This window comes from Gemella sp., from assembly GCF_057272915.1.
This window is the reverse complement of the sequence record NZ_DBHIUF010000024.1, coordinates 1-20,900: the sequence shown is the minus strand read 5'-3', so window position 1 is coordinate 20,900 and position 20,900 is coordinate 1. Positions and strand designations below refer to the sequence as shown.

Here is a 20,900-nt window from a genome sequence, read left to right as displayed (position 1 = left end):
TATAAAGCGAATTTAGATATCAATAAACCACTGCGTCTATGAGTTTTCATGTAAACTATTTTAAAATTTAGTACTTTTGGGTTAGCCTCTCAACTAAAAAATAATTCTAAAAATCCTTAACTTTGTTATCTTACATCTTTATACATTTTTGCTATTTCTTCAACTGGCACACTGCGTCGATACATTTTTTGATATTGCTGCATCTGCCACATTGTTTTTACAGTATGTTTTTTATATCTTCTCGTAGATGTCGTGATAGGGGAGTCAATTACTGTAATTTTATAACTAAGTGCACTTAAATCTTCAGAGAGTTTATAATCTTCCATTAAAGGCATATCTTTATATCCTCCAACTTCTTCAAATACTTTCTTTGATAGAAATATCGCTTGATCCCCGAAGGCAAGGTTAGTAATACTTGCACGCATATTAGAAACAAGAGAATTTACCCACATAGGAAAGCTACTTGGATAGAATCTAATCTTTAGACAGCCGACTTCAGTAGGGCAGGCAAGTATTTTTTCTATTACATCTTTTTGCAGGACACTATCACAATGAACAAACCATAGAATATCCCCTTTAGCAATTTTCGCACCATAATTCATCTGATTTGCACGACCTTTTTTATCTGATAAGTGATATGAGTAACCGAAATAAGAAAGTTCATCTAAGATTTCTTTTGTTTTATCTGTTGAACCACCATCAACGAAAAGTACCTCATGTTCCTTTATATTATGCAAACAATACAGATTATAGATGAAATCACGTATTGTTTTTTCTTCGTTATAAATTGGCACAATAATAGTAATCATAAATACACTCCTAAAATAATAGTTAATATAATTATAACATGTAACAAAGTATTTCGAAATGATATTTACCTTTAAACTTAGTATTTAAAGTAGTTTTAATAAAAAATATAAGAAATTACAAAATAATTATTGACAAAGTAACTGTATCTATCGTATAATCACAGTAGATACAAGAAAACGTTTTTAATATCTAATTGAATTATACAAATTAATTTAAAAAGAATTAATAAGGAGGAGTATGATGGATATAAAAATTTCTAATATGTCATCTGTTCCGATTTATCAACAGGTGGCTACACAAATAAAGAGTAGTATTCTTAATGGTAGTTTAAAATGCAATGATCAATTACCTTCTATTAGAAGCTTATCTAAAGAGCTAGAAGTAGGTATAATAACAGTAAAAAAATCATATGAAGTATTATTACAAGAAGAACTCATATATTCTAAAGGAGCTGTGGGATATTTTGTAAATGATATAGATTTAGCTACTGTATTATCTATAAAAAAAGAAGAGTATTTAGTTGAACTAAAGGTAATAATTGATAATGCTATTAATGATGGACTTAATATAGAAGATATTAAGGATATAGTTGATAAAGTATTGGAGGGAAAAATTTATGATAAAAGTGAATAATTTACAGATTAATAAAAAGTCATTTCAACTAGGTCCAATAGATTTGGAGTTAGAAGGTGGATATGTGTATGCAATAACAGGTAATAGTGGAAGTGGTAAAACACTATTTCTTCAAACACTATTAGGAGCAATCTCATCGGATAAAAATGCAATTAGCTATAATAATTTGAACTTTCAACAAAATGCAGTTGAAATTAAAAAACTATATTCTTATGTAGCAGATAAACCATTGTTTTCAGATACTTTACAGGTAAATGAAGTTTTATATAAAATATCTAAATTAGATGAAAGATTTAATATAGAGAAATGTTTTGAATTTTTAAATAAACATAAGATTGTTCTTCATAGTAAAATTTATGAATTGTCTCAAGGGGAGAGGAAAATATTATTATTTTCAATAGGATATTTTACTATGTCTAGAATATTAGTATTAGATAATCCATTTTCTGGAGTAGGACTAATAGCTAAAAAAGAAATATTAAATCTTCTAAGAGATTATATGGATGAAAATAAAATGATTATTCTTGTAACTGAAGATCCTTTAGTGATAAATAGTTTAGCAGATTTTGTAATTATTTTTGAAAATGGAAGAATTAATACTAAAGAAGATATAGTAGAGCTACAAGAAAGATTTAACACTACAGATATAGAAAATATTTTACTTTCTATTATGAAGGGAGAGAACTCAAATGTATAAACAAAAATACGATACAAACTTTGGCGCAATTTGGAATTTAATTTCAAATAGAAATTACACGAAACCTTTATTATATAAGAGTTTATATTTACTATATTATTTTATTACCATCACTATAGTGCTTGAGTTATTATTTCATAAAACTTATATTATTTTAGCTGTTATTAGTTCAATAATTATTGTGATAAATGGAAGAAAATACGATGATCCTGAACATCAATTTATTGAATATCTACCGATTTCATTAAAAGATAAAGTAAGATATATTTACTATACATCTTATATAACTTTATTCTTTGGGGGAATAATATCTCTTGTATTAGATTATATTTATCGTAAAGTTAATCCTATTGAATACCTATATGCAATAATAGTAGTTATAGCATTATCAAATTTTGCTGTAATCCAAATGATTAAGACAAAAATAACACTAATATACTTCTTTATATATGATATTATTATTTATCAATTTATAGTAGGAATCTTTCGATTTTCTTTAGTGCCTTTTAGTGGATATATAGGTCCAAAATATGATAATACGCAATTTAGTTTAATAAAATTAGTACTATTAATAGTAATCACATTGTTATATTACTTTGTTAGCGTAAATATTTTATTAGCACATAATAGAGAAAATAAACGAGTAGATAAAAAGTATAAAGGAAAACTTGTTTTAATTCTGTTCCTTTTAATAAGTACAAGTGTCTTAAAAATTTATACATTTGAAGCTAATATGTTCTTTGAAGGAATTAAAGAAGGAACTAAAGATGCGACTAGAGTTGAATTAATAAATACTTATAATGAAACCAAGTAAGGTTAAGCAAGCATAAAACGAAAATAAAAGAATATAAGAAAGCTAGTGATTTAGTACAGAAAATAGTGTTAGTCATAGCTTTTTTATTTATGTTATAGTGAGGTAGGGAAAGAAAAAAAAGAAGACTTGGTTAGCTAAGTCTTCTTTGTATTAATATTTCTTATTTGAATTCTGCTGTGTTAACACGAACTCCAGGACCCATAGTTGTAGTTACAGCTACAGATTTGAAGTAAGTTCCTTTAGCAGCAGCTGGTTTAGCTTTAGCTAAAGCGTCTTGAACAGCGTTGAAGTTTTCAACTAAGTCTTCAGTTGAGAATGAAACTTTACCGATTGGAGTGTGAACAACACCAGCTTTTTCAGCACGGTATTCAACTTTACCAGCTTTGATTTCATTAACAGCTTTAGTAACGTCCATAGTTACAGTACCAGTTTTAGGGTTTGGCATTAATCCTTTAGGTCCTAATACACGACCGATTTTACCAACTTCTCCCATCATGTCTGGAGTAGCTACGATTACGTCAAAATCAAACCAACCTTGTTGGATTTTAGTGATGTATTCACCTTGTCCTACGTAGTCAGCTCCTGCTGCTTCAGCTTCTGCTGCTTTATCACCTTTAGCAAAAACTAAAACTTTAGCAGTTTTACCAGTTCCTTTAGGAAGAACTACTGCTCCACGAACTTGTTGGTCGTTTTTACGAGTGTCAACTCCTAAACGGAATGCAACTTCTACAGTTGCGTCAAAATTAACTGTGCTTGTTTTTTTAGCTAATTCGATTGCTTCTACTACAGAGTATAGACTAGAAGAATCTACTAATTTAGCTGCTTCAAGATATTTTTTACCTTTTTTTGCCATTATAATTATCCTCCTATTCTCCTATTAAGATACCCATACTTCTTGCAGTACCTTCGATCATACGCATTGCTGCTTCTACAGAAGCTGCGTTTAAGTCAGCCATTTTAAGTTCAGCGATTTCTTGAACTTGAGCTTTTGAAACTGTAGCAACTTTGTCACGGTTAGGTACAGAAGATGCTTTTTCAATTTTAGCTGCTTTTTTAAGTAATACTGGTGCAGGTGGTGTTTTAGTAATGAAAGTAAATGAACGGTCTTCATATACTGAGATTACTACTGGAATAATTAATCCTGCTTGGTCTTGTGTACGAGCATTGAATTCTTTACAGAATCCCATGATGTTTACACCAGCTTGACCTAACGCTGGACCAACTGGTGGAGCTGGGTTAGCTTTACCTGCTGGTACTTGTAATTTAACAACTTTTATAACTTTTTTAGCCACGATAAAACCTCCTATATATTTTTCGTGATGTGGTCATTTGAACGTCTTTGAATTTTTCGTTCTCCCACTCAATCAAGTTTTGTATTTTTACATACTTGAATATAATATCACACTGGATAAGTAATTGCAAGTATTTTATTAAGTTTTTTTTAAAAAAAATTATCTTTAGTAAAAATAATTCTACTTTTATTGAGTAGATATTAAAATAATACAACTAAGTCTCTTAAAATTCAAGTGATAATGTGAAGTATTTAATAATGATATGTAGTAAAATTAAAAGAAAAATATAAATGCCTAATATCATAGAAGAAAAGTTTTTCTAAACTGGGATTTTTCCCTGAGTGAACTATTGACTTTTTCCTGTAGGTAGTGTAGAATTGTAACTATGGTATGTAACAAATTGTTGATATTTAAATATTAACAAAATAGTGATATCATAATAAAATTTTTTCAAAATAGAAAGAGGTTGCAAGATGATTTATGGAATAATCAGTGTTGCAGCTTTACTTGTTGGACTTTTAGTTGGATATGTTATTTCGAAAAATTCTATTCAAAAGAAATTAGAATTATCTAAGCAAGACGCCGATTATATTATAGGTGAGGCAAGAAAAGAAGCTAGATATATAGTTGAAAAAGAAACAACTATAGCTAAAAAAGAAGCTGAAGAGATAATTAACATTGCAAATAAAGAAGCAGAATTTAAAAAACTAGATATTCAAAGACAAGAAGATAGAATCGTTCAAAAAGAATCTTCATTAGAACGTCAAACAGAGCTTTTAAATAAAAAAGACGAATTGTTAAGTTCAAGAGAGATGAAATTGGAAGAGAAATCTCAATTACTTGAAGAAAAAAGTACTGAGGTTAATCAACTTAAGATTCAACAAGAAACAGAGTTGCAAAGAATTGCAAACTTAACAGAAGAACAAGCTCGTGAAGAGATTATGGCCACAGTAGAAACTGATATGGCTAAAGATATGGCAATATATATAAGAAATAAAGAACTAGAGGCGAAAAGCGTCGCTGATAAACGTGCAAAAGAACTTATCGTTCAATCATTGCAACGTTTTGCTACAGATGTAGTAAGTGAAACTACTGTGTCTGTTGTAGATCTTCCAAGTGATGATATGAAAGGTCGTATTATCGGACGTGAAGGAAGAAATATTCGTACTTTAGAAACATTAACAGGTGTAGACTTAATTATTGATGATACTCCGGAAGCGGTTATCCTTTCTGGATATGATCCAATTCGTCGTGAAATTGCTAAAACAGCAATTAAGTCACTTATTGATGATGGGCGTATTCACCCTTCAAAAATTGAGGAAGCTGTTGATAAAGCGCGTAAGAATATTGATCAAGTTATTCGTGATGCAGGAGAACAAGCTACATTTGACCTTGGAATCCATAATATGCATCCTGACTTAGTAAAAATCGTTGGTAAGTTAAAATATAGAACAAGTTATGGCCAAAATGGACTACAACACTCTATGGAAGTAGCGTATATCGCAGGACTTATTGCAGCTGAGTTAGACTTAGATGTTGCAACAGCACGTCGTGCAGGATTGCTTCATGATATTGGGAAAGCACTTGATCATGAAATTGAAGGTTCGCATGTTGAAATTGGTGTAGCATTAGCTCTTAAATATAAAGAGAATGCGATTGTAGTAAATGCAATAGCATCACACCATGGTGATACTGAACCAACACATCCGATTTCTGTTATTGTTGCCACAGCGGATGCACTTTCTGCATCACGTCCAGGGGCTCGAAGAGAGTCATTAGAAAACTATATTAAACGTCTACAAAAACTTGAAGAAATTGCAAATGAACACAAAGGTGTAGAGAAAACATTTGCTATTCAAGCAGGTCGTGAGATTCGTGTAATCGTAAATCCAGAAGAGGTAGATGATACAAAAACTTACAAAATTGCCAAAGAAGTTAAAAATAAAATCGAAGAAACGATGCAATACCCAGGAAACATTAAAGTTAATGTTATTCGTGAGGTTAGAGCAGTTAAGGTTGCAAGATAGTAAATTAAGCGATTGGAAATTATCCAATCGCTTTTTTATGTCGAATTATAAAGTCGAGGGTTCGTGTTTTCTGCTAATATTATGGCTGTAATTATATTAATAGATTAGTTTGTAATATTAATGGTAAATTTATAGATGTAGAATAATTGCAATTTTCCAAGCGGAATATTATAAATAGAAACACAGTTTAGTGCTAATAATTTTGAGTTTAATTTGCCTTATAAATTGAACAAATATAATTATTTTTAGTAAAGTTTTTGGGTTAAAGAACAGTGTTTGTAATTTTATATATCGTGTATAGTGATAAGAATAATTTAAATATTAAAAAATATAAGAAGCGAAGAAAACGCTTTATACACGGTAACTTTATTTATTTATCAATGAATAAATAAATAATATCTTTGATAATTTTAACAAAAATTTGAATATAGTACTTTGTTAAATTATATGTATTTTAATAAAATCTGTATTAAAACAGTGTTGAAAAAATATCCTTGTTATTGTATAATCTTTACTGTAGATGTAGAACAATTATTATCTATGTAATTATTATAAATTTTTAAGGAGAGTGTTATTATGACAAACACTGTAGAATCTAAAGTATTTTTAGAACCTCAAGAAGTTTATGAACTTACTATTAAAAAAGGTACTGCTAAAGCAACTGCAGGTCTTAAATATATGTTGAGTTTAGGTTTCTTAGGTGGGGCATTTATCGGGGTAGGATTTTTAGCCTTACTTCGTGTATCAGGATCAATTCCTAAAGAATTTGGCGGAATTGGTGCATTACTTGGAGCATCTGTTTTCCCAATCGGACTTATTTGTATTTTAGTTGGTGGTGGAGAATTAGTTACAGGTAATATGATGGCTGTAACTGTTGCGTGGTTTAATAAGAAAATTAGTTTTAAACTGTTGGCTAAAAACATGGTAGTTATTACATTTGCTAACCTTGTTGGTTCTCTAGTTATTGCTTATTTCTTAGGGCATTTAACTGGTTTAACTGGTGGAGCAATTGCTGCTAAAACTATTTCAGCTGGTGAATCAAAAGTATACTTAACATTCTGGCAAGTATTCTTCTCAGCTGTAGGTTGTAACTGGCTAGTAGGTATGGCAGTATGGTTAAACTTCGCTGCTAAAGATGTAGGTAGTAAAATGTTTGGTGTATGGTTCCCAATTATGACTTTCGTTGCTATTGGATTCCAACACTTGGTTGCGAACATGTTCGCAATCCCAGCTGCAATGTTTGAAGGTGCAAATATCTCAGTTTTACAATTCGTTCAAAACATGGGAACAGTATTTTTAGGTAACTTTGTAGGAGCTGTTACTTTAGTTTCTGCTCTATACACATTTGCTTATAAAAAATAATAATAGAGAAAATTTAAAATCCTTTAAATAACAAAAATGAAGTAGGATATAATTCCATACTTCATTTTTTTGTTAACTTACAAAGTGATATTTGTTAGATTTAGTTTTATATAACAGATTTAAAATAATAGTATATAAATCTTATGAAAAGATAATATAAAAAAGATTCCAAATTACTAAACTTGGAATCTTTAATTTATATTAGTCTTCTACTTTTACAACCCAACCGAATTTATCTTCAACTTTACCTAATTGGATACCAGTAAGTAGGTTATAGATTTTTTGAGTCCATTCTCCAGGTTTGTTATCAGTGATAAGTTCTAATTTTTTAGTACCATCAAATAATTCACCAACTGGAGCGATTACCGCTGCAGTACCGCATAGGAATACTTCTTCAAGTTTTCCATTATCGTAAGCTTCATAAACTTCTTCAAGAGATAATTTTCTTTCTTCTACTTTTTCACCTAGTGATTTAAGTAATTCTAATACAGAAGCACGAGTGATACCTGGAAGGATAGAACCATTTAATTCTGGAGTAACAAATGTTCCATCAATTTTGAAGAAGATATTCATAGCCCCACCTTCTTCGATGTATTTTTGTTCAACTCCATCTAGCCATAGTGATTGAGAGTAACCAAGTTCTTGAGCTTTTTTCTGACCTTTTAGAGATCCAGCGTAGTTACCTGCTGTTTTAGCGAATCCGAATCCACCACGAACAGCACGTACGTATTCGTGTTCTACGAAGATTTTGTTTGGTTGTAATCCTGCTTTGAAGTAGCTTCCTGATGGTGATAAGATAATTACGAATTTAACTTCGTTATTTGGGTGTACTCCAAGTGCTTCTTCTGCACCGTATAAGAAAGGTCTAACGTATAGAGAAGTACCTTCAGATTTTGGAATCCATTCTTTATCGATAGAGATTAATTTTTTAAGTGCAGCTAATGCAAATTCTTCATCTAGCTCAGGTAAAGCGATACGGTCTGAAGATTTGTTTAAGCGTTTGAAGTTTTGTTCTGGACGGAATAAAACTGCTTCTCCATTGGCATTGTATGCTTTCATACCTTCGAAAACGCTTTGTCCGTAGTGTAATACATTTAATGCAGGTGACATTGGGATTGGGCCATAAGGAACGATTCTTGGATCGTACCACCCTTTATCAGAAGACCAATCCATAACGAACATATGGTCTGTAAAGACTGTACCAAATCCTAATTTATCATCAGGTGTTTTTTCTTTTGGAGTAGATGTAAGTTCTACTCGGATATCATTTACTGTTAATTTTGTCATAGTTATATTTCTCCTTATCTTTTAAAACAATTAATTTTTAATGTGTTAGAAATATTATAATACTAATCAACTCATTTTTCAATACTTTTCTTAGAGTTTTCTGAAATTTTATACCAAATATCCGATATTTCATCTTGAAAAGTGATTGAAAATAATTTAAAATGTTATATAGTCATTGTTGATAAATTTGTCTAATATTTAAGATACTAATTTAATTTTTGTTGAAAATATGTTACAATATTAGAAATGTTACATTAACAATGTACCTAATTTCAAAGGAAGGTAGATATATATGGATATAAAAAAATCATTAGAAAACAAATTTAACACATCTTTAGCGAATCTTACAGGATCACCAATTAGAGAATTTGATGCATTTGCTTCAACGATTGATGGGATTATCAAGTTAACACTGGGAGAGCCTGATTTTGACACTGCTGAAGAGGTTAAAGAGGCTGCGAAAGTTGCTTTAGATAATAATAGAACACACTACTCGGTAAATAATGGTATTGAGCCATTAAGAGCAGCGTGGGCTAAAAATTTAGAAAAAAGATATAATTTGAAATACAGTTCTGATGAGGTTATTGTAACAATAGGTGCTTCTGCAGCAATAGAACATACGATTTCAGCAATTACTAATCAAGGGGATACTATTTTAGTAGTGACACCATATTTTTCAGCGTATGAGGGTGTAGGTATTCTAAATAAATGTAATATTAAATTTATTGATACAGCTGATAATGGGTTTAAAGTTCGTCCAAGTGATTTAGAAAAAGCATTAGAGGAAAATAAAGATGCAAAAGCAATTTTAATTAACTATCCGAATAATCCAAGTGGTGTTTCTTATACTAGAGAAGAAGTTAAAGAAATTGCTGATTTATTAGGAAAATATGATATTTTTGTGCTTAGTGATGAAATTTATGGAGATATTACATATAACTATAAACACACTTCATTAGCTGAGTTTATCCCAGAACAAACAGTTCTAATCAGTGGCTTATCAAAATCTCATGCTATGACAGGATGGCGTGTAGGATTTATCGCAGCGCCTCAAGCGATGATTAGAAAAATTGGTGTGTTTCACCTATTTACAGTATCTGGAGCCCCAACATTTATTCAAGATGCTGCTGTAGTAGCTTTAACAGATGAAAATGTAGATAAATATAATAATTATATGATTGAAACTTATAGAGAAAGAAAAGATTATATGGTTCCAAGACTTCGTGAATTAGGTTTTGAAATTCCTGAAATTGATGGAGCATTTTATATTTTTGCTAAGATTCCAGTGGAATACCGTGAACTAGGTGCTATGGAATTTTGTAAATTATTAGCGAAAGAGGCTCGTGTTGGGGTTATCCCTGGGACAGCATTTGGGAAAGCATACAATGACTTCTTTAGAATTAGTTATGCAACAAGCATGGAAAATATAAAAGAAGCTGTTGAAAGAATTTCTCAATTTATGAATAGGTAATTAAATATAGAAGAAAGGTTATTTAAATGAAAGGAAAATTCATAACAGTAGAAGGTTCAGACGGTTCAGGTAAAACGAGCTTTATCAACTTTGCTACAGAGTATTTGAAAGAAAAGGGATATAAAGTAATAACAACACGTGAACCTGGTGGGACAGAGTTTAGTGAGAAAGTTAGAGAACTACTTTTTGATAGTTCAAATGATATTGATGCTAAAACTGAAAGTTTACTGTTTTGTGCTAGTCGACGTGATCATATCGTAAAAAAAATATTACCTCATGTAAATGAAGGATATATTGTAATTTGTGATCGTTTTGTCGATAGCTCGGTTGCTTACCAATCTTATGGACGAGGGCTTTCTAAACAAGATATTTTAGATATAAATGCATATGCAACTGATAATCTTGAACCAGATTTGACACTATATTTCTGTGTAGATGTTGAAGTTGGGCTAGCTCGTACAAAAAATAGAGATGACAATAACCGAATGGATCAAGAAAGTCTAGATTTTTACAAAAATGTAAAACGTGGTTATGATGATCTTTCAAAAGAAAATACCGAACGTATTAAGGTAATTGATGCGAGTGATACATATGAGAATGTGCAAAAACAAGCACTTGCTATATTGGAAGGATTTTTAAACAATGAACTTTAGTAAAGATACAATTGTAATAAAATCTTTAACAAATACATTAAAAACAGATAAACTATCCCATGCCTATTTAGTAGTAGGTGAGGATAGTTTATATTGTGATGAGTTTATTTTGAGTTTTGTTAAAGCAATTTTTTGTTTAGAAAATAAAGATAAAGAATTTTACAGTTGTGAAAATTGTAAAAACTGCAATAGTATAAATCATGGAAATTATGTTGATTTTTATAAATTATCAAGTGAAACTTCGATAAAGAAAGATGAAATACAAACATTAAAATCTGATTTGAGCGTTAAATCATTTTATGGTAAGAAGATATACTGGATAAAAGATATTGAAAAAATGACTGAGCAAGCAGCAAACAGCTTACTTAAATTTTTAGAAGAACCAGAAGATGACATTATAGCTATTCTTAGTTGTAAAAATATTAGCGCTGTACTACCGACGATTATTTCACGTTGTCAACAGATTAAATTAATTGGACAAAGTGAAAATATTGAGATTGAACAGAATGAAGAGTTAATAAATATTGTTAGAGAATATGTAAAAAGATATATGAGAAAACCTCATCTTGCTAATATTTATCTATTAGAAAAATTAAAAACTAAAGATGAAGTAGTAGAGTTTTTCAAATATTTAAATATGGAAGTTTCTAAGTGCTATAGTGAAGAAACCGTAAGTGATGTTGTTAATCTTAGTAAGGTACAGGAAAAAATACTTCAAGCACTAGCAGACTTGAATGGGAATGTTAATGCAACATTGGTACTGGAAAAATTTGTCTTTATGATTTTATTGGATAATAATAATTTAGAATTTTTAATAAGAGGTTAGTATGGAAGATAATTTGAGAGTTGATATAGTTTCTAAAAATTTTAAAATATTACAAAAAGTGGATCATTATAGTATGTCAACGGACTCTTTTTTACTGCCATATTTTGCCAATGTGCCGAGAAGTTTTAAAAAGAATATAATAGAGCTTTGTAGTGGGAACGGTGGTATCTCGATAATTCTTAGAGAGAAGACTGATGCGAAAATAGAAATGTTAGAAATTCAAGAAGATTTAGTTGAACTGAGTAAAAAAAGTTTAGAGTTAAATGAAATTACTAATGTGGCTGTGCGAAGTGGTGATATAAGAAATGTAAAAAGATATTATAAACCATCGTCTTTCGACTATGTAATTTGTAATCCACCATATTTTCCTGTAGAGAATATGCCGAATCAACGTGAAAAGTTTAATCACAATATTTCACGTCATGAATTACTATGTAACCTTAGTGATGTAGTGCAGGCGATTAGATATTTAGTTAAACAAAATGGAAAGTTTGCACTGGTTCATAGAACTTATAGAATAAGTGATATCATCTCTGAATGTGAGAAAAATGGACTAGCAATTAAGAGAATAAGATTTGTATACAGTAAACCTTCAAGTGAAAATAGTAAAATAGTATTAATTGAGGGTAGTATCTCTAAGGTTAGTGATATTAAAGTAGAGCAGCCATTTTATATTTATAATGAAGATGGAAGTTATACAGATGAGATGAAGAAAGTGTACGGAATTTATGAGTAGTTTTATGTATATAGTTGAGTGTTGTGACAAAACTTGGTATACTGGATATACAACAGATATTGTTAGAAGGATAAAAACTCATAATGCCAAAAAAGGTGCAAAATACACAAGGGTGAGGGTACCTGTAAAACTTATATATTTTGAAGAATTTGAAACAAAAAGTGAAGCTACAAGTGCAGAAAGTTTATTCAAAAAACGTACTCGTAGAAGCAAAGAAGAGTATATTTTACTTAATTTGGATACAGAAAAAAGGAAAAAAATAAAAGAATTTAATATGAAAATAAAGGAAAAATAACTATGTTATATTTAGTGGGAACACCAATAGGCAATTTGGAAGATATTACATTAAGAGCTCTTAGAGTGCTAAAAGAAGCGGATATAATAGCTTGTGAAGACACGAGAAATACTCAGAAGTTATTGAATCATTATGAGGTGAAGGGTAAAAAACTACTTAGTTATCATGAGCATAATGAAGATAAAATGAGTGATAAAATAATAGAATACTTAGAAGAAGGATTAGATATAGCATTGGTAACTGATGCAGGAATGCCATGTATTTCAGATCCAGGATATGTACTTGTAGAGAAGGTAAAGCGTGCAGGACTAGATGTTGTTGCTTTACCAGGTGCTAATGCTGGACTTACAGCATTGGTAGCTAGTGGGATAGAATCTTATAATTATACTTTTTATGGATTTTTACCGAGAAAAAGTAAAGAACTTAAGCAAAAGTTAGAAATTATTTTAAGCTCAAAGACAACGGGTATTTTGTATGAAAGTCCACATAGGGTAAAAAATTTAGTAGAAGAGATTGCTAAGATTGCATCAACAAGAAAAATTGCAGTAGCGAGAGAACTTACGAAGATGTTTGAACAAATAGAAACATACGAAGCAAGTGTGATATTAGAAATGTTAGGTGGAGAGATTAAGGAAAAAGGGGAATTTGTTGTTATTATTTCTCCATCAAAAGATGAAGAACATACAGACCTTAATCTTGATGATATTGTAGAAATAATATACGAAAAAGTTCAAAGTGGTGAAAAAAAATCAGAAGCTATTAAAAATACTGCTAAAGAATACGGCATAAATAAAAAAGAGGTTTATAGTTTGTATCATGAAAAATATGATTAGTTTCATAGCTATAAATATATTAATAGTGGTGTTTCTAATTGCCGCAATACATATGAAAATATTTTTCCTACCATTAACATTTTTTGTATTCCTAAATATATATATGATTTATAGAAGAAGTTCAGAGTTGGATAAAAATGAACAGAAGAAAAAAATTATGTTGCATAATGTAAAGAACTCTTTAGGAGTGATACTCGGTTACACAGAAGCGCATAATGATGAATTAATTACTAAAGAAGAACTAGATGAAAGAATTAATGAGGAAATTCAAGAGATAGTTTCAATGATAAAAGACGAGATTTATAAATAGATCTCGTCTTTTTGTATTGATTGATAAAAATAGGGGTGATTCGACAAAATAGATTTCCCGGAAACTTTGATTTTTGAGGCATTTCTACCAGTATATTAATCAATGGAGTTATTAATAATTCTTTGATTTTCTCTAGATTTTTTTCTGCGTTTTTTCCAAGTGTTAGCAGAGAAGAATACTATTAGTGGCATTAATTCCAAACGTCCTAGTAACATTGATACAGATAAAACCATTTTTGTAAAGTACGGTATTTCTGAGAAGTTACTCATAGGACCGTAGTGATTGAATGCTGGTCCAGCATTACTGATTGATGTCACCGTTAAAGAAATAGCATCTTCAAAGTCATTAATTTGGAATGTTACCAGAAATAAAATAATAACATAGACAAATCCGAATAATAGAAGATAGTTAGACAATGGAGTAGTATCTTTAACTACTTTACCATCTATCTTGAACATTGTTATTTTTCGTGGATTTAGTGCTTTACTTATACTTTGTTTAGCATTTTTAACGAAGAAAATTAGACGTGGAATTTTAATTCCTCCGGCAGTACCACCAGTACAACCACCAACAATCATAAGAATTAGTATTATCATTTTAGAAAATACAGGCCAAATATTAAAATCGTTGTAAGTGAATCCAGTAGTCGAAACAACTGATGAAACGGTAAAGAATACATCCAGCAAACTATGATTAGGAGTATCGTAAGAACGATAAATATCTAAAAACATAATTATAGAAAGGATAGATATCATACCGAAAAACCATTGTAACTCTTCGCTTTTTAGTATTTTAAAGTATCTCTTAAAAATTACAAAATATATTAAGCTAAGATTCATAGAAAAAATCAGCATAAAAATAGCTATAACTACAGTAATGTATGTACTATTATAATATGCTATTCCGGCATTCTTTACAGCGAATCCTCCAGTTCCAGCTGTAGAGAAGGCTAGATTTATACTATCAAAAACTCCGATTCCACCTAGTAATAATAAAAAGAATAAAATTACTGTAAGAGCAATATATATCCCGTATAGGTAGATTGCAGTCTGCTTCATTGAAGATACTACTTTACCGAAGTATGGACCAGGAACTTCAGCTTTTGCTATATGAATAGTATGAGGTGAACGTGGGAGAATTGCTAATGCAAACACGATAACCCCCATACCTCCGATGAAATGTGTAAAACTACGCCAAAATAACAAACTCTTTTCTATAGATTCTACATCTTGTAATATAGTTGATCCTGTCGTAGTGAATCCACTAACTGTCTCAAAGAAACTATCTATATAATGTGGAATTTCTCCAGATAAATAAAATGGAAGAGCTCCAAGTATAGAAAAGATAATCCATGTTAGGGTTACAATTACATATCCTTCTCTTTTATAAAAATCACGTTCAGTAACATCTTTTGTAAAAAAATGTATAATTAGTGATAAAATAAAACAAATCATAATTGTACTGAAAAATGAATTAGTAATTTTAATGGGTTCATGATAAATCACTGATACTATTGTTGGTAAAATTAATAAAGCTGCTAAGAGCATTATCATCTTACCAACAACGTGAAAGACCATTTTAAAATTCATAGATTACCTCCTTGCAAGAATATCATCGATATGTTCAAGTTTATGTTCATAACTTACTACAACAACATTATCATTTACTTTTATCTCATCCTCACCATTTGGGAAAATTTGTTTATTATTTCGTATAATAAAAGCGATAAGCATATTGTCGTTAATATCAAGATCTTTAAGTTTAGTGCCTATAACTTTAGCATTTTCACTTGTAATTTTGAATTCTATAACTTCAGCTTTACTGTTAGCAATACGATAGTAGCTTTCTATATCGGTAGTTCGACTACATTGTAATGATTTAGTATACTTTTTAATAATATTACCAACAATTTCTTTAGGTGTAATGTATGAATATTGTCCGATATCTTCAGCGATTTGTTTAAGAGAAGCACGATTTACTTTTGCGACAGTTTTTTTAATACCTAGTTTATGTGCATAGAGATTAATTATAATATTCTCCTCATCAAGTCCTGTAAGAGAAATGCAACTATCAAATGTTTGTATACCTTCTTCAATTAGCGTATCACGATCACTTCCATCTGCCCATATAACGTCAATCTCAGGAAAAGTCTCACTCAATGCTATTGCCTTTTCTTTATCAATTTCGATTACTTTTGTGTAAAAAGATGCTTTTTGTAAAAATTCTACAAGATAATGAGCTACTTTTCCTGCTCCGATTATTAAAGAAGAGGTTACTTTTTTCTCAAGATTCTCTTTATTTCCTAGTAGTTTATAGAATTTTTTTAAATTTTTATTTGAAGCTGTAATATGAACTTTATCTCCAACTTCAAAAACATAATTTCCTCGAGGGACAAAAACTTCCCCTTGTCTTTCAACAAGGCAGACTAATGAAGGGAAATCAATAATTTTTTTACTTTCAATAAGGGATACACCTTTAAGTACACTGTTTTCATTAATTATTACTTCTAAGATATTAAATTTATTAGCAGAAAAACTTTCTACTTTTATAGCTGTAGGGTATTTCAGCATATAGAAAATTTGTTTTGCTGCTTCGTATTCAGGGTTAACCATAAGATCAATCCCTAGAGATTGTTTTATAAACTCTTTTGTTTTAGAATATTCAGGATTACGTATTCTTGCGATTGTATATTTAGACCCTATTTGTTTTGCAGCGATACATGAAATCATATTTATTTCATCGCTTGTAGTTACTGATATAAACATATCGGCATTAGCTGCATCAGCTTCTAATAATATGTCAGAATTTGCACCATTACCGACTAATCCGTTAATATCATATGTTTCAACGAGCTTTTCAACACGACGCTCATTTGTGTCAATAATTGTTACTTCATCAAATGTGTTAGAAAAATCAGCACAAAGAAGTTCACCGACTTTACCACCACCGACTATAATTACTTTCACTTTAATACTCCTTTTTGAAATGATATTCCTATTATAACCTAAAATATAATAAAATGCTATAAGCTTATAATTTTGTAGTAAGGTAATGGAAGTGAGAGATGAGATAATTGAGAGTGATTCATTCGGAGAAATAGATTTTATCGAGGTCCCCAGCACAGTTTATTTAATATCTAAACAGCTTTTATAAAGAAAATTTAGGTATTATAAAACATTGTATCTATGAGTTCTCAAATAATTTTTTAAAAATTTTAAGATTTTTGAGCAACTCTATAATAATTATATAACTCTATTGTTTAGATACAATTATTCTTTTGATAGTTCGGTTAGGAAGATGAAATTGGCTGAGTAGAATTATCGATATAAGTAGGTTCATTATTAAGTTAGAATTTATAGAATTGACAAGAGGTGAAAATATTAAAATATTATAAAATAGTGCTATTTATATTTGGTGTAGTTCTACAAATTTTTAATTATACTATATTAAAATAATTTAGTTTATGTTATAATTAGTGTTGGGAAATAATCTTTTCATTAAATTTCAATGGTTAGTAAAAAAGGAGGAGCATAAGGTGGCGAAAATATCTAAACAAGATATCGACTATATTTTTGATAATATTGATATAGTTAGTCTCGTTAGTGAATACGTAAAATTAGAAAAACGCGGACAAAATTACTTAGGATTATGTCCATTTCATAATGAGAAGACACCATCTTTTACGGTCTCACCTGAGAAAAAAATAGCCCATTGTTTCGGATGTGGTAAAGGTGGAAATATATTTCAATTTGTATCGCTAATAGAAAATATTACATATAATCAAGCAATCGCAAAGCTAGGGACAAGGTTAGGACTGGATATAGAGTCAAATAATAATAAAGAAGAGAGTTACGATTTAAATAATGAACTTGATATAATGTACTATGGACACAGGCTTTTAGCAGATTATTTTAATTATATCCTCCTAAATACAAAAGAAGCAGAAGATGCGCTTAATTATTTATTAGATAGGGGACTGAGTGTAGATGTTATTAAGCATTTTAATATTGGATATGCGCCCCGTGAAAACAATATTGCTTTAAACTTTTTTAATTCGAACAAAATCAATTTAGATTTAATGGTTGAAGCGGGACTATTAGGAAAAAATGATAATGAAGATTACTATGATGTCTTTAAAGATAGAATAATGTTTCCTATAAAAAATAATCAGAATCAAGTTGTAGCATTTTCTGGAAGAACTATGTCTATGGATAAGAGTGTTCCAAAATACTACAATACGCACGAAACGAAAATTTTTGAAAAAAGAAAAGTTTTATATAATTTTTCAGACGCACGCTCATTTATAGCTAAAGAAAATGAAGTGATATTATGCGAAGGGTATATGGACGTTATTAAAGCTCATCAAAATGGCATAAAAAATGCCGTAGCATTAATGGGAACAAACATAGATAATAATAAATTAAAAGAAGTTTTATCACTTGTAAAAAAAATAACTCTTAGTTTAGATAATGATGAAGCGGGTTCTAAAGCACAAATAGAAATTGGAAATAGAATTATCGAGACAACGGATAATGTTTATAAGTTAAAATTTTCTGGTGCTAAAGATTTGGATGAATTTTTAACTGAAAAAAATTCTAAAAATCCTGATTTTGATGTTGAAAATTATTTAAGAAATAATAAAGAGCACTTTATTAATTATAAAATTGAATATTGTAAAAATGATTCAAAAACTAATATTGAACAACGTATTAAATATAAAAATGAACTACTTGTTAATATTGCTTATGTAGAAGATGAATCACTGAAATACATGTTACTTACCAATTTGGCAGAGGAGTTCGGAATCGAGCGACAAGTTCTTCTTAAAGAATTAGGTAAAGTAAATGTGAAAAGAAAAAGAGCGGCAGAAGAATGGATAGTGCCAGCCAATCCAGAGCTGTTGTTTAGAACGACTAATTATGACAAAAAGATGTGTAGATTATTTAAATACTTTTTTGTCGATAGGGCGTTATTTGTTGAAAAATATAACGATTTAGAGAAGTGTCAATTCCCTCAAGAAGTTTTTGTGAATCTGATGGATTATTTGGTAATTTATTATAATAATAATTTGGAATTCCATATTTATAAATTTATACACAGTATTGAGGATGAAGAAGTAGTAAGGCTTGCAACATATATAGATGAAACAGATTTTTTAATTGAGGAGAATCCAATATCAGATGTTGTTGGTGATTATATACGATATTTCTCAAATAAACAAGTGACATTAAAAGAAATTAAAGATAGGCTAAGAATCGCTATTCAAGAGATGGATATTGAAGCTCAAAAAGAATTGTTGTTGCAAGTTAAAAATTATAAGAAGTAGAAGGAGAAGAACATGGTTAAGAAAGTAAAAGATTTTGAAACGATTAAAAACGAATTGTTAGAAAAAGGTAAAAAACAAGGGGAGTTAACTCAAGAAGAAATAGTTGAATCATTGTCGAAATTAGATGTTTCTTCAGAGACTATGGATGATTTCTATGAAGAGTTAAATAATGAGGATATTATCTTGATTAATGCCAATCATGAAGAAGAAGAGGAAGAAGAGCTTGATCTTGAAGATTTATCAGTTCCAGCAGGAATCAGAACTAATGATCCTGTAAGAATGTACTTAAAAGAAATCGGGAAAGTTCCTCTATTATCAAAAGAAAAAGAATTAGAACTTTCTAAAATTATCGAAACAGGAACAGAAGAAGAAAAAGAACAGGCTAAAAAAGATTTAGCTGAAGCCAATTTGCGTCTTGTAGTAAGTATTGCAAAACGTTATGTAGGACGAGGAATGTTATTCTTAGACTTAATCCAAGAGGGTAACATGGGGTTAATCAAAGCTGTAGAAAAATTTGACTACTCAAAAGGTTTCAAATTCTCTACATATGCAACTTGGTGGATTCGTCAAGCAATCACTCGTGCTATTGCAGACCAAGCTAGAACTATCCGTATCCCAGTTCACATGGTTGAGACTATTAACCGTCTAATTCGTATTCAAAGACAATTACTTCAAGATTTAGGTCGTGAACCAAAACCTGAAGAAATTGCCAAGAAAATGAATATGACTCCAGAAAAGGTACGTGAGATTTTAAAAATAGCTCAAGAGCCAGTTTCGTTAGAAACACCAATAGGTGAAGAGGATGATTCACATTTAGGAGATTTTATCGAAGATAAAGAAGCCCAATCTCCAGTAGAGCACGCTGCAAATGAATTACTAAAAGAACAACTAGAAGAGATACTAGAAACACTAACTGATCGTGAAGAAAATGTTCTAAAATTACGTTTCGGTCTAAAAGATGGTAAGACTCATACTCTAGAAGAAGTAGGTAGTGCGTTTGGGGTAACTCGTGAACGTATTCGTCAAATTGAAGCAAAAGCTATCAGAAAATTAAAACACCCATCGAAGTTGAATAAACTAAAAGGCTTTATGGAGTAGGTTTAACAGGTGTTGATATAACAAGGATATGACGACTAGAGATTTCTCTAGTGGGCAAAAAGTGGGCAAGAAAAAATATTCTTATAAAATATAAGAAAAAATAAGGTTAAAAAGTTAACACAGCTCATATGATAACATATAGACGAAGTGGTTTATTGATATCTAAATTTGCTTTATAAAAGCTTTTTAGATGTCTAATAAGCTGTGCGGGGGGTGACTCGACAAAATCGATTTCTTCGAAATCGAGATTTTGTCGAGTCACGCTTTTTTTAGTAGTGGATAAATATATCACCGTGTGCATTTGCTGGTTTAAATAGTGTTATGATAAATGTGAAGAAAGCTATGATTGATGGAATGAAAGTCCAACAAAATAGCGGCAGTGTCAAGATTTTTGTGTAAACACAATCTGATGTTTTAAATAAAGTTAACT

At 30.2% G+C, this 20,900-nt stretch carries 20 protein-coding genes; 14 read left to right on the top strand and 6 right to left on the bottom strand.

Annotation, left to right across the window (positions count from 1 at the left end; translation table 11 throughout):
• Positions 1-125: 125 nt before the first annotated feature.
• The gene (locus tag ACO6OL_RS07710; RefSeq protein WP_485502726.1) at positions 126-809 is read right to left on the bottom strand and encodes a TIGR04283 family arsenosugar biosynthesis glycosyltransferase; all 684 of its coding nucleotides are present in this window, start codon (positions 807-809) and stop codon (positions 126-128) included.
• Positions 810-1,047: 238 nt separating this feature from the next.
• Between ACO6OL_RS07710 and ACO6OL_RS07705 the strand changes: the two genes are divergently transcribed.
• The 3 genes from ACO6OL_RS07705 to ACO6OL_RS07695 are packed head-to-tail and all read left to right on the top strand — an operon-like array spanning position 1,048 to position 2,954.
• A complete protein-coding gene (locus ACO6OL_RS07705; protein WP_485502725.1) occupies positions 1,048-1,443 on the top strand; it encodes a GntR family transcriptional regulator in 396 nt (131 codons plus the stop codon).
• Positions 1,427-2,140, top strand: a complete 714-nt coding sequence (locus ACO6OL_RS07700) for an ATP-binding cassette domain-containing protein (protein WP_485502724.1) — start codon at positions 1,427-1,429, stop codon at positions 2,138-2,140. The genes ACO6OL_RS07705 and ACO6OL_RS07700 overlap by 17 nt, the downstream gene beginning before the upstream one ends.
• Entirely contained in the window at positions 2,133-2,954 is an 822-nt protein-coding gene (locus tag ACO6OL_RS07695; RefSeq protein ID WP_485502723.1) for a hypothetical protein, read from the top strand. The genes ACO6OL_RS07700 and ACO6OL_RS07695 overlap by 8 nt, the downstream gene beginning before the upstream one ends.
• A gap of 160 nt (positions 2,955-3,114) precedes the next feature.
• Here the strand turns inward: ACO6OL_RS07695 and rplA are convergent, their stop codons facing one another.
• Together rplA and rplK are read right to left on the bottom strand one after the other, a co-directional pair.
• Positions 3,115-3,807 (bottom strand): 50S ribosomal protein L1, encoded by a 693-nt coding sequence (gene rplA, locus ACO6OL_RS07690; RefSeq protein ID WP_003144761.1) that lies wholly within the window; start codon positions 3,805-3,807, stop codon positions 3,115-3,117.
• A 13-nt stretch (positions 3,808-3,820) separates the two neighbouring features.
• Positions 3,821-4,246, bottom strand: coding sequence for a 50S ribosomal protein L11 (gene rplK / locus ACO6OL_RS07685; protein WP_003144801.1), 426 nt, complete (start codon positions 4,244-4,246; stop codon positions 3,821-3,823).
• 473 nt (positions 4,247-4,719) lie between these two features.
• Here rplK and rny point away from each other — a divergent pair, with 473 nt between their 5' ends.
• Together rny and ACO6OL_RS07675 are read left to right on the top strand one after the other, a co-directional pair.
• Complete coding sequence (gene rny / locus ACO6OL_RS07680) at positions 4,720-6,273, top strand: ribonuclease Y (protein ID WP_448912493.1); 1,554 nt, start codon at positions 4,720-4,722, stop codon at positions 6,271-6,273.
• A gap of 576 nt (positions 6,274-6,849) precedes the next feature.
• Entirely contained in the window at positions 6,850-7,635 is a 786-nt protein-coding gene (locus tag ACO6OL_RS07675; RefSeq protein ID WP_314161013.1) for a formate/nitrite transporter family protein, read from the top strand.
• 201 nt (positions 7,636-7,836) lie between these two features.
• Here ACO6OL_RS07675 and ACO6OL_RS07670 read toward each other — a convergent pair whose 3' ends face one another.
• On the bottom strand, positions 7,837-8,922 hold the full coding sequence (locus ACO6OL_RS07670; RefSeq protein WP_314397216.1) for a branched-chain amino acid aminotransferase: 1,086 nt from the start codon (positions 8,920-8,922) through the stop codon (positions 7,837-7,839).
• Positions 8,923-9,214: 292 nt separating this feature from the next.
• Between ACO6OL_RS07670 and ACO6OL_RS07665 the strand changes: the two genes are divergently transcribed.
• From ACO6OL_RS07665 to ACO6OL_RS07635, 7 genes are all read left to right on the top strand, one after another.
• Positions 9,215-10,393 carry an aminotransferase class I/II-fold pyridoxal phosphate-dependent enzyme gene (locus ACO6OL_RS07665; RefSeq protein ID WP_485502722.1) on the top strand — a complete coding sequence of 393 codons (1,179 nt, stop codon included), beginning with the start codon at positions 9,215-9,217 and terminating at the stop codon, positions 10,391-10,393.
• 26 nt (positions 10,394-10,419) lie between these two features.
• Positions 10,420-11,046, top strand: a complete 627-nt coding sequence (tmk, locus tag ACO6OL_RS07660; protein WP_485502721.1) for a dTMP kinase — start codon at positions 10,420-10,422, stop codon at positions 11,044-11,046.
• Positions 11,036-11,872 carry a DNA polymerase III subunit delta' gene (locus tag ACO6OL_RS07655; protein WP_485502720.1) on the top strand — a complete coding sequence of 279 codons (837 nt, stop codon included), beginning with the start codon at positions 11,036-11,038 and terminating at the stop codon, positions 11,870-11,872. The genes tmk and ACO6OL_RS07655 overlap by 11 nt, the downstream gene beginning before the upstream one ends.
• A gap of 1 nt (position 11,873) precedes the next feature.
• Positions 11,874-12,608, top strand: a complete 735-nt coding sequence (locus ACO6OL_RS07650) for a tRNA1(Val) (adenine(37)-N6)-methyltransferase (protein WP_485502719.1) — start codon at positions 11,874-11,876, stop codon at positions 12,606-12,608.
• A 4-nt stretch (positions 12,609-12,612) separates the two neighbouring features.
• The gene (locus ACO6OL_RS07645; RefSeq protein ID WP_485502718.1) at positions 12,613-12,903 is read left to right on the top strand and encodes a GIY-YIG nuclease family protein; all 291 of its coding nucleotides are present in this window, start codon (positions 12,613-12,615) and stop codon (positions 12,901-12,903) included.
• Complete coding sequence (gene rsmI / locus ACO6OL_RS07640; protein WP_485502727.1) at positions 12,900-13,736, top strand: 16S rRNA (cytidine(1402)-2'-O)-methyltransferase; 837 nt, start codon at positions 12,900-12,902, stop codon at positions 13,734-13,736. The genes ACO6OL_RS07645 and rsmI overlap by 4 nt, the downstream gene beginning before the upstream one ends.
• Positions 13,737-13,893: 157 nt before the next feature.
• A complete protein-coding gene (locus ACO6OL_RS07635; protein ID WP_231724144.1) occupies positions 13,894-14,046 on the top strand; it encodes a hypothetical protein in 153 nt (50 codons plus the stop codon).
• A gap of 95 nt (positions 14,047-14,141) precedes the next feature.
• On the opposite strand, the gene ACO6OL_RS07630 is transcribed toward ACO6OL_RS07635, so the two are convergent.
• Both ACO6OL_RS07630 and trkA read right to left on the bottom strand, forming a co-directional pair.
• On the bottom strand, positions 14,142-15,635 hold the full coding sequence (locus tag ACO6OL_RS07630) for a TrkH family potassium uptake protein (RefSeq protein ID WP_485502717.1): 1,494 nt from the start codon (positions 15,633-15,635) through the stop codon (positions 14,142-14,144).
• 3 nt (positions 15,636-15,638) lie between these two features.
• Positions 15,639-17,012: a Trk system potassium transporter TrkA gene (trkA, locus tag ACO6OL_RS07625; protein ID WP_485502716.1), complete on the bottom strand. Its 1,374-nt coding sequence runs from the start codon at positions 17,010-17,012 to the stop codon at positions 15,639-15,641.
• Between the two features lie 569 nt (positions 17,013-17,581).
• Between trkA and dnaG the strand changes: the two genes are divergently transcribed.
• On the top strand, positions 17,582-19,372 hold the full coding sequence (dnaG, locus tag ACO6OL_RS07620) for a DNA primase (protein ID WP_485502715.1): 1,791 nt from the start codon (positions 17,582-17,584) through the stop codon (positions 19,370-19,372).
• A gap of 12 nt (positions 19,373-19,384) precedes the next feature.
• Positions 19,385-20,470: an RNA polymerase sigma factor RpoD gene (rpoD, locus tag ACO6OL_RS07615; RefSeq protein ID WP_485502714.1), complete on the top strand. Its 1,086-nt coding sequence runs from the start codon at positions 19,385-19,387 to the stop codon at positions 20,468-20,470.
• Positions 20,471-20,900: the final 430 nt, after the last annotated feature.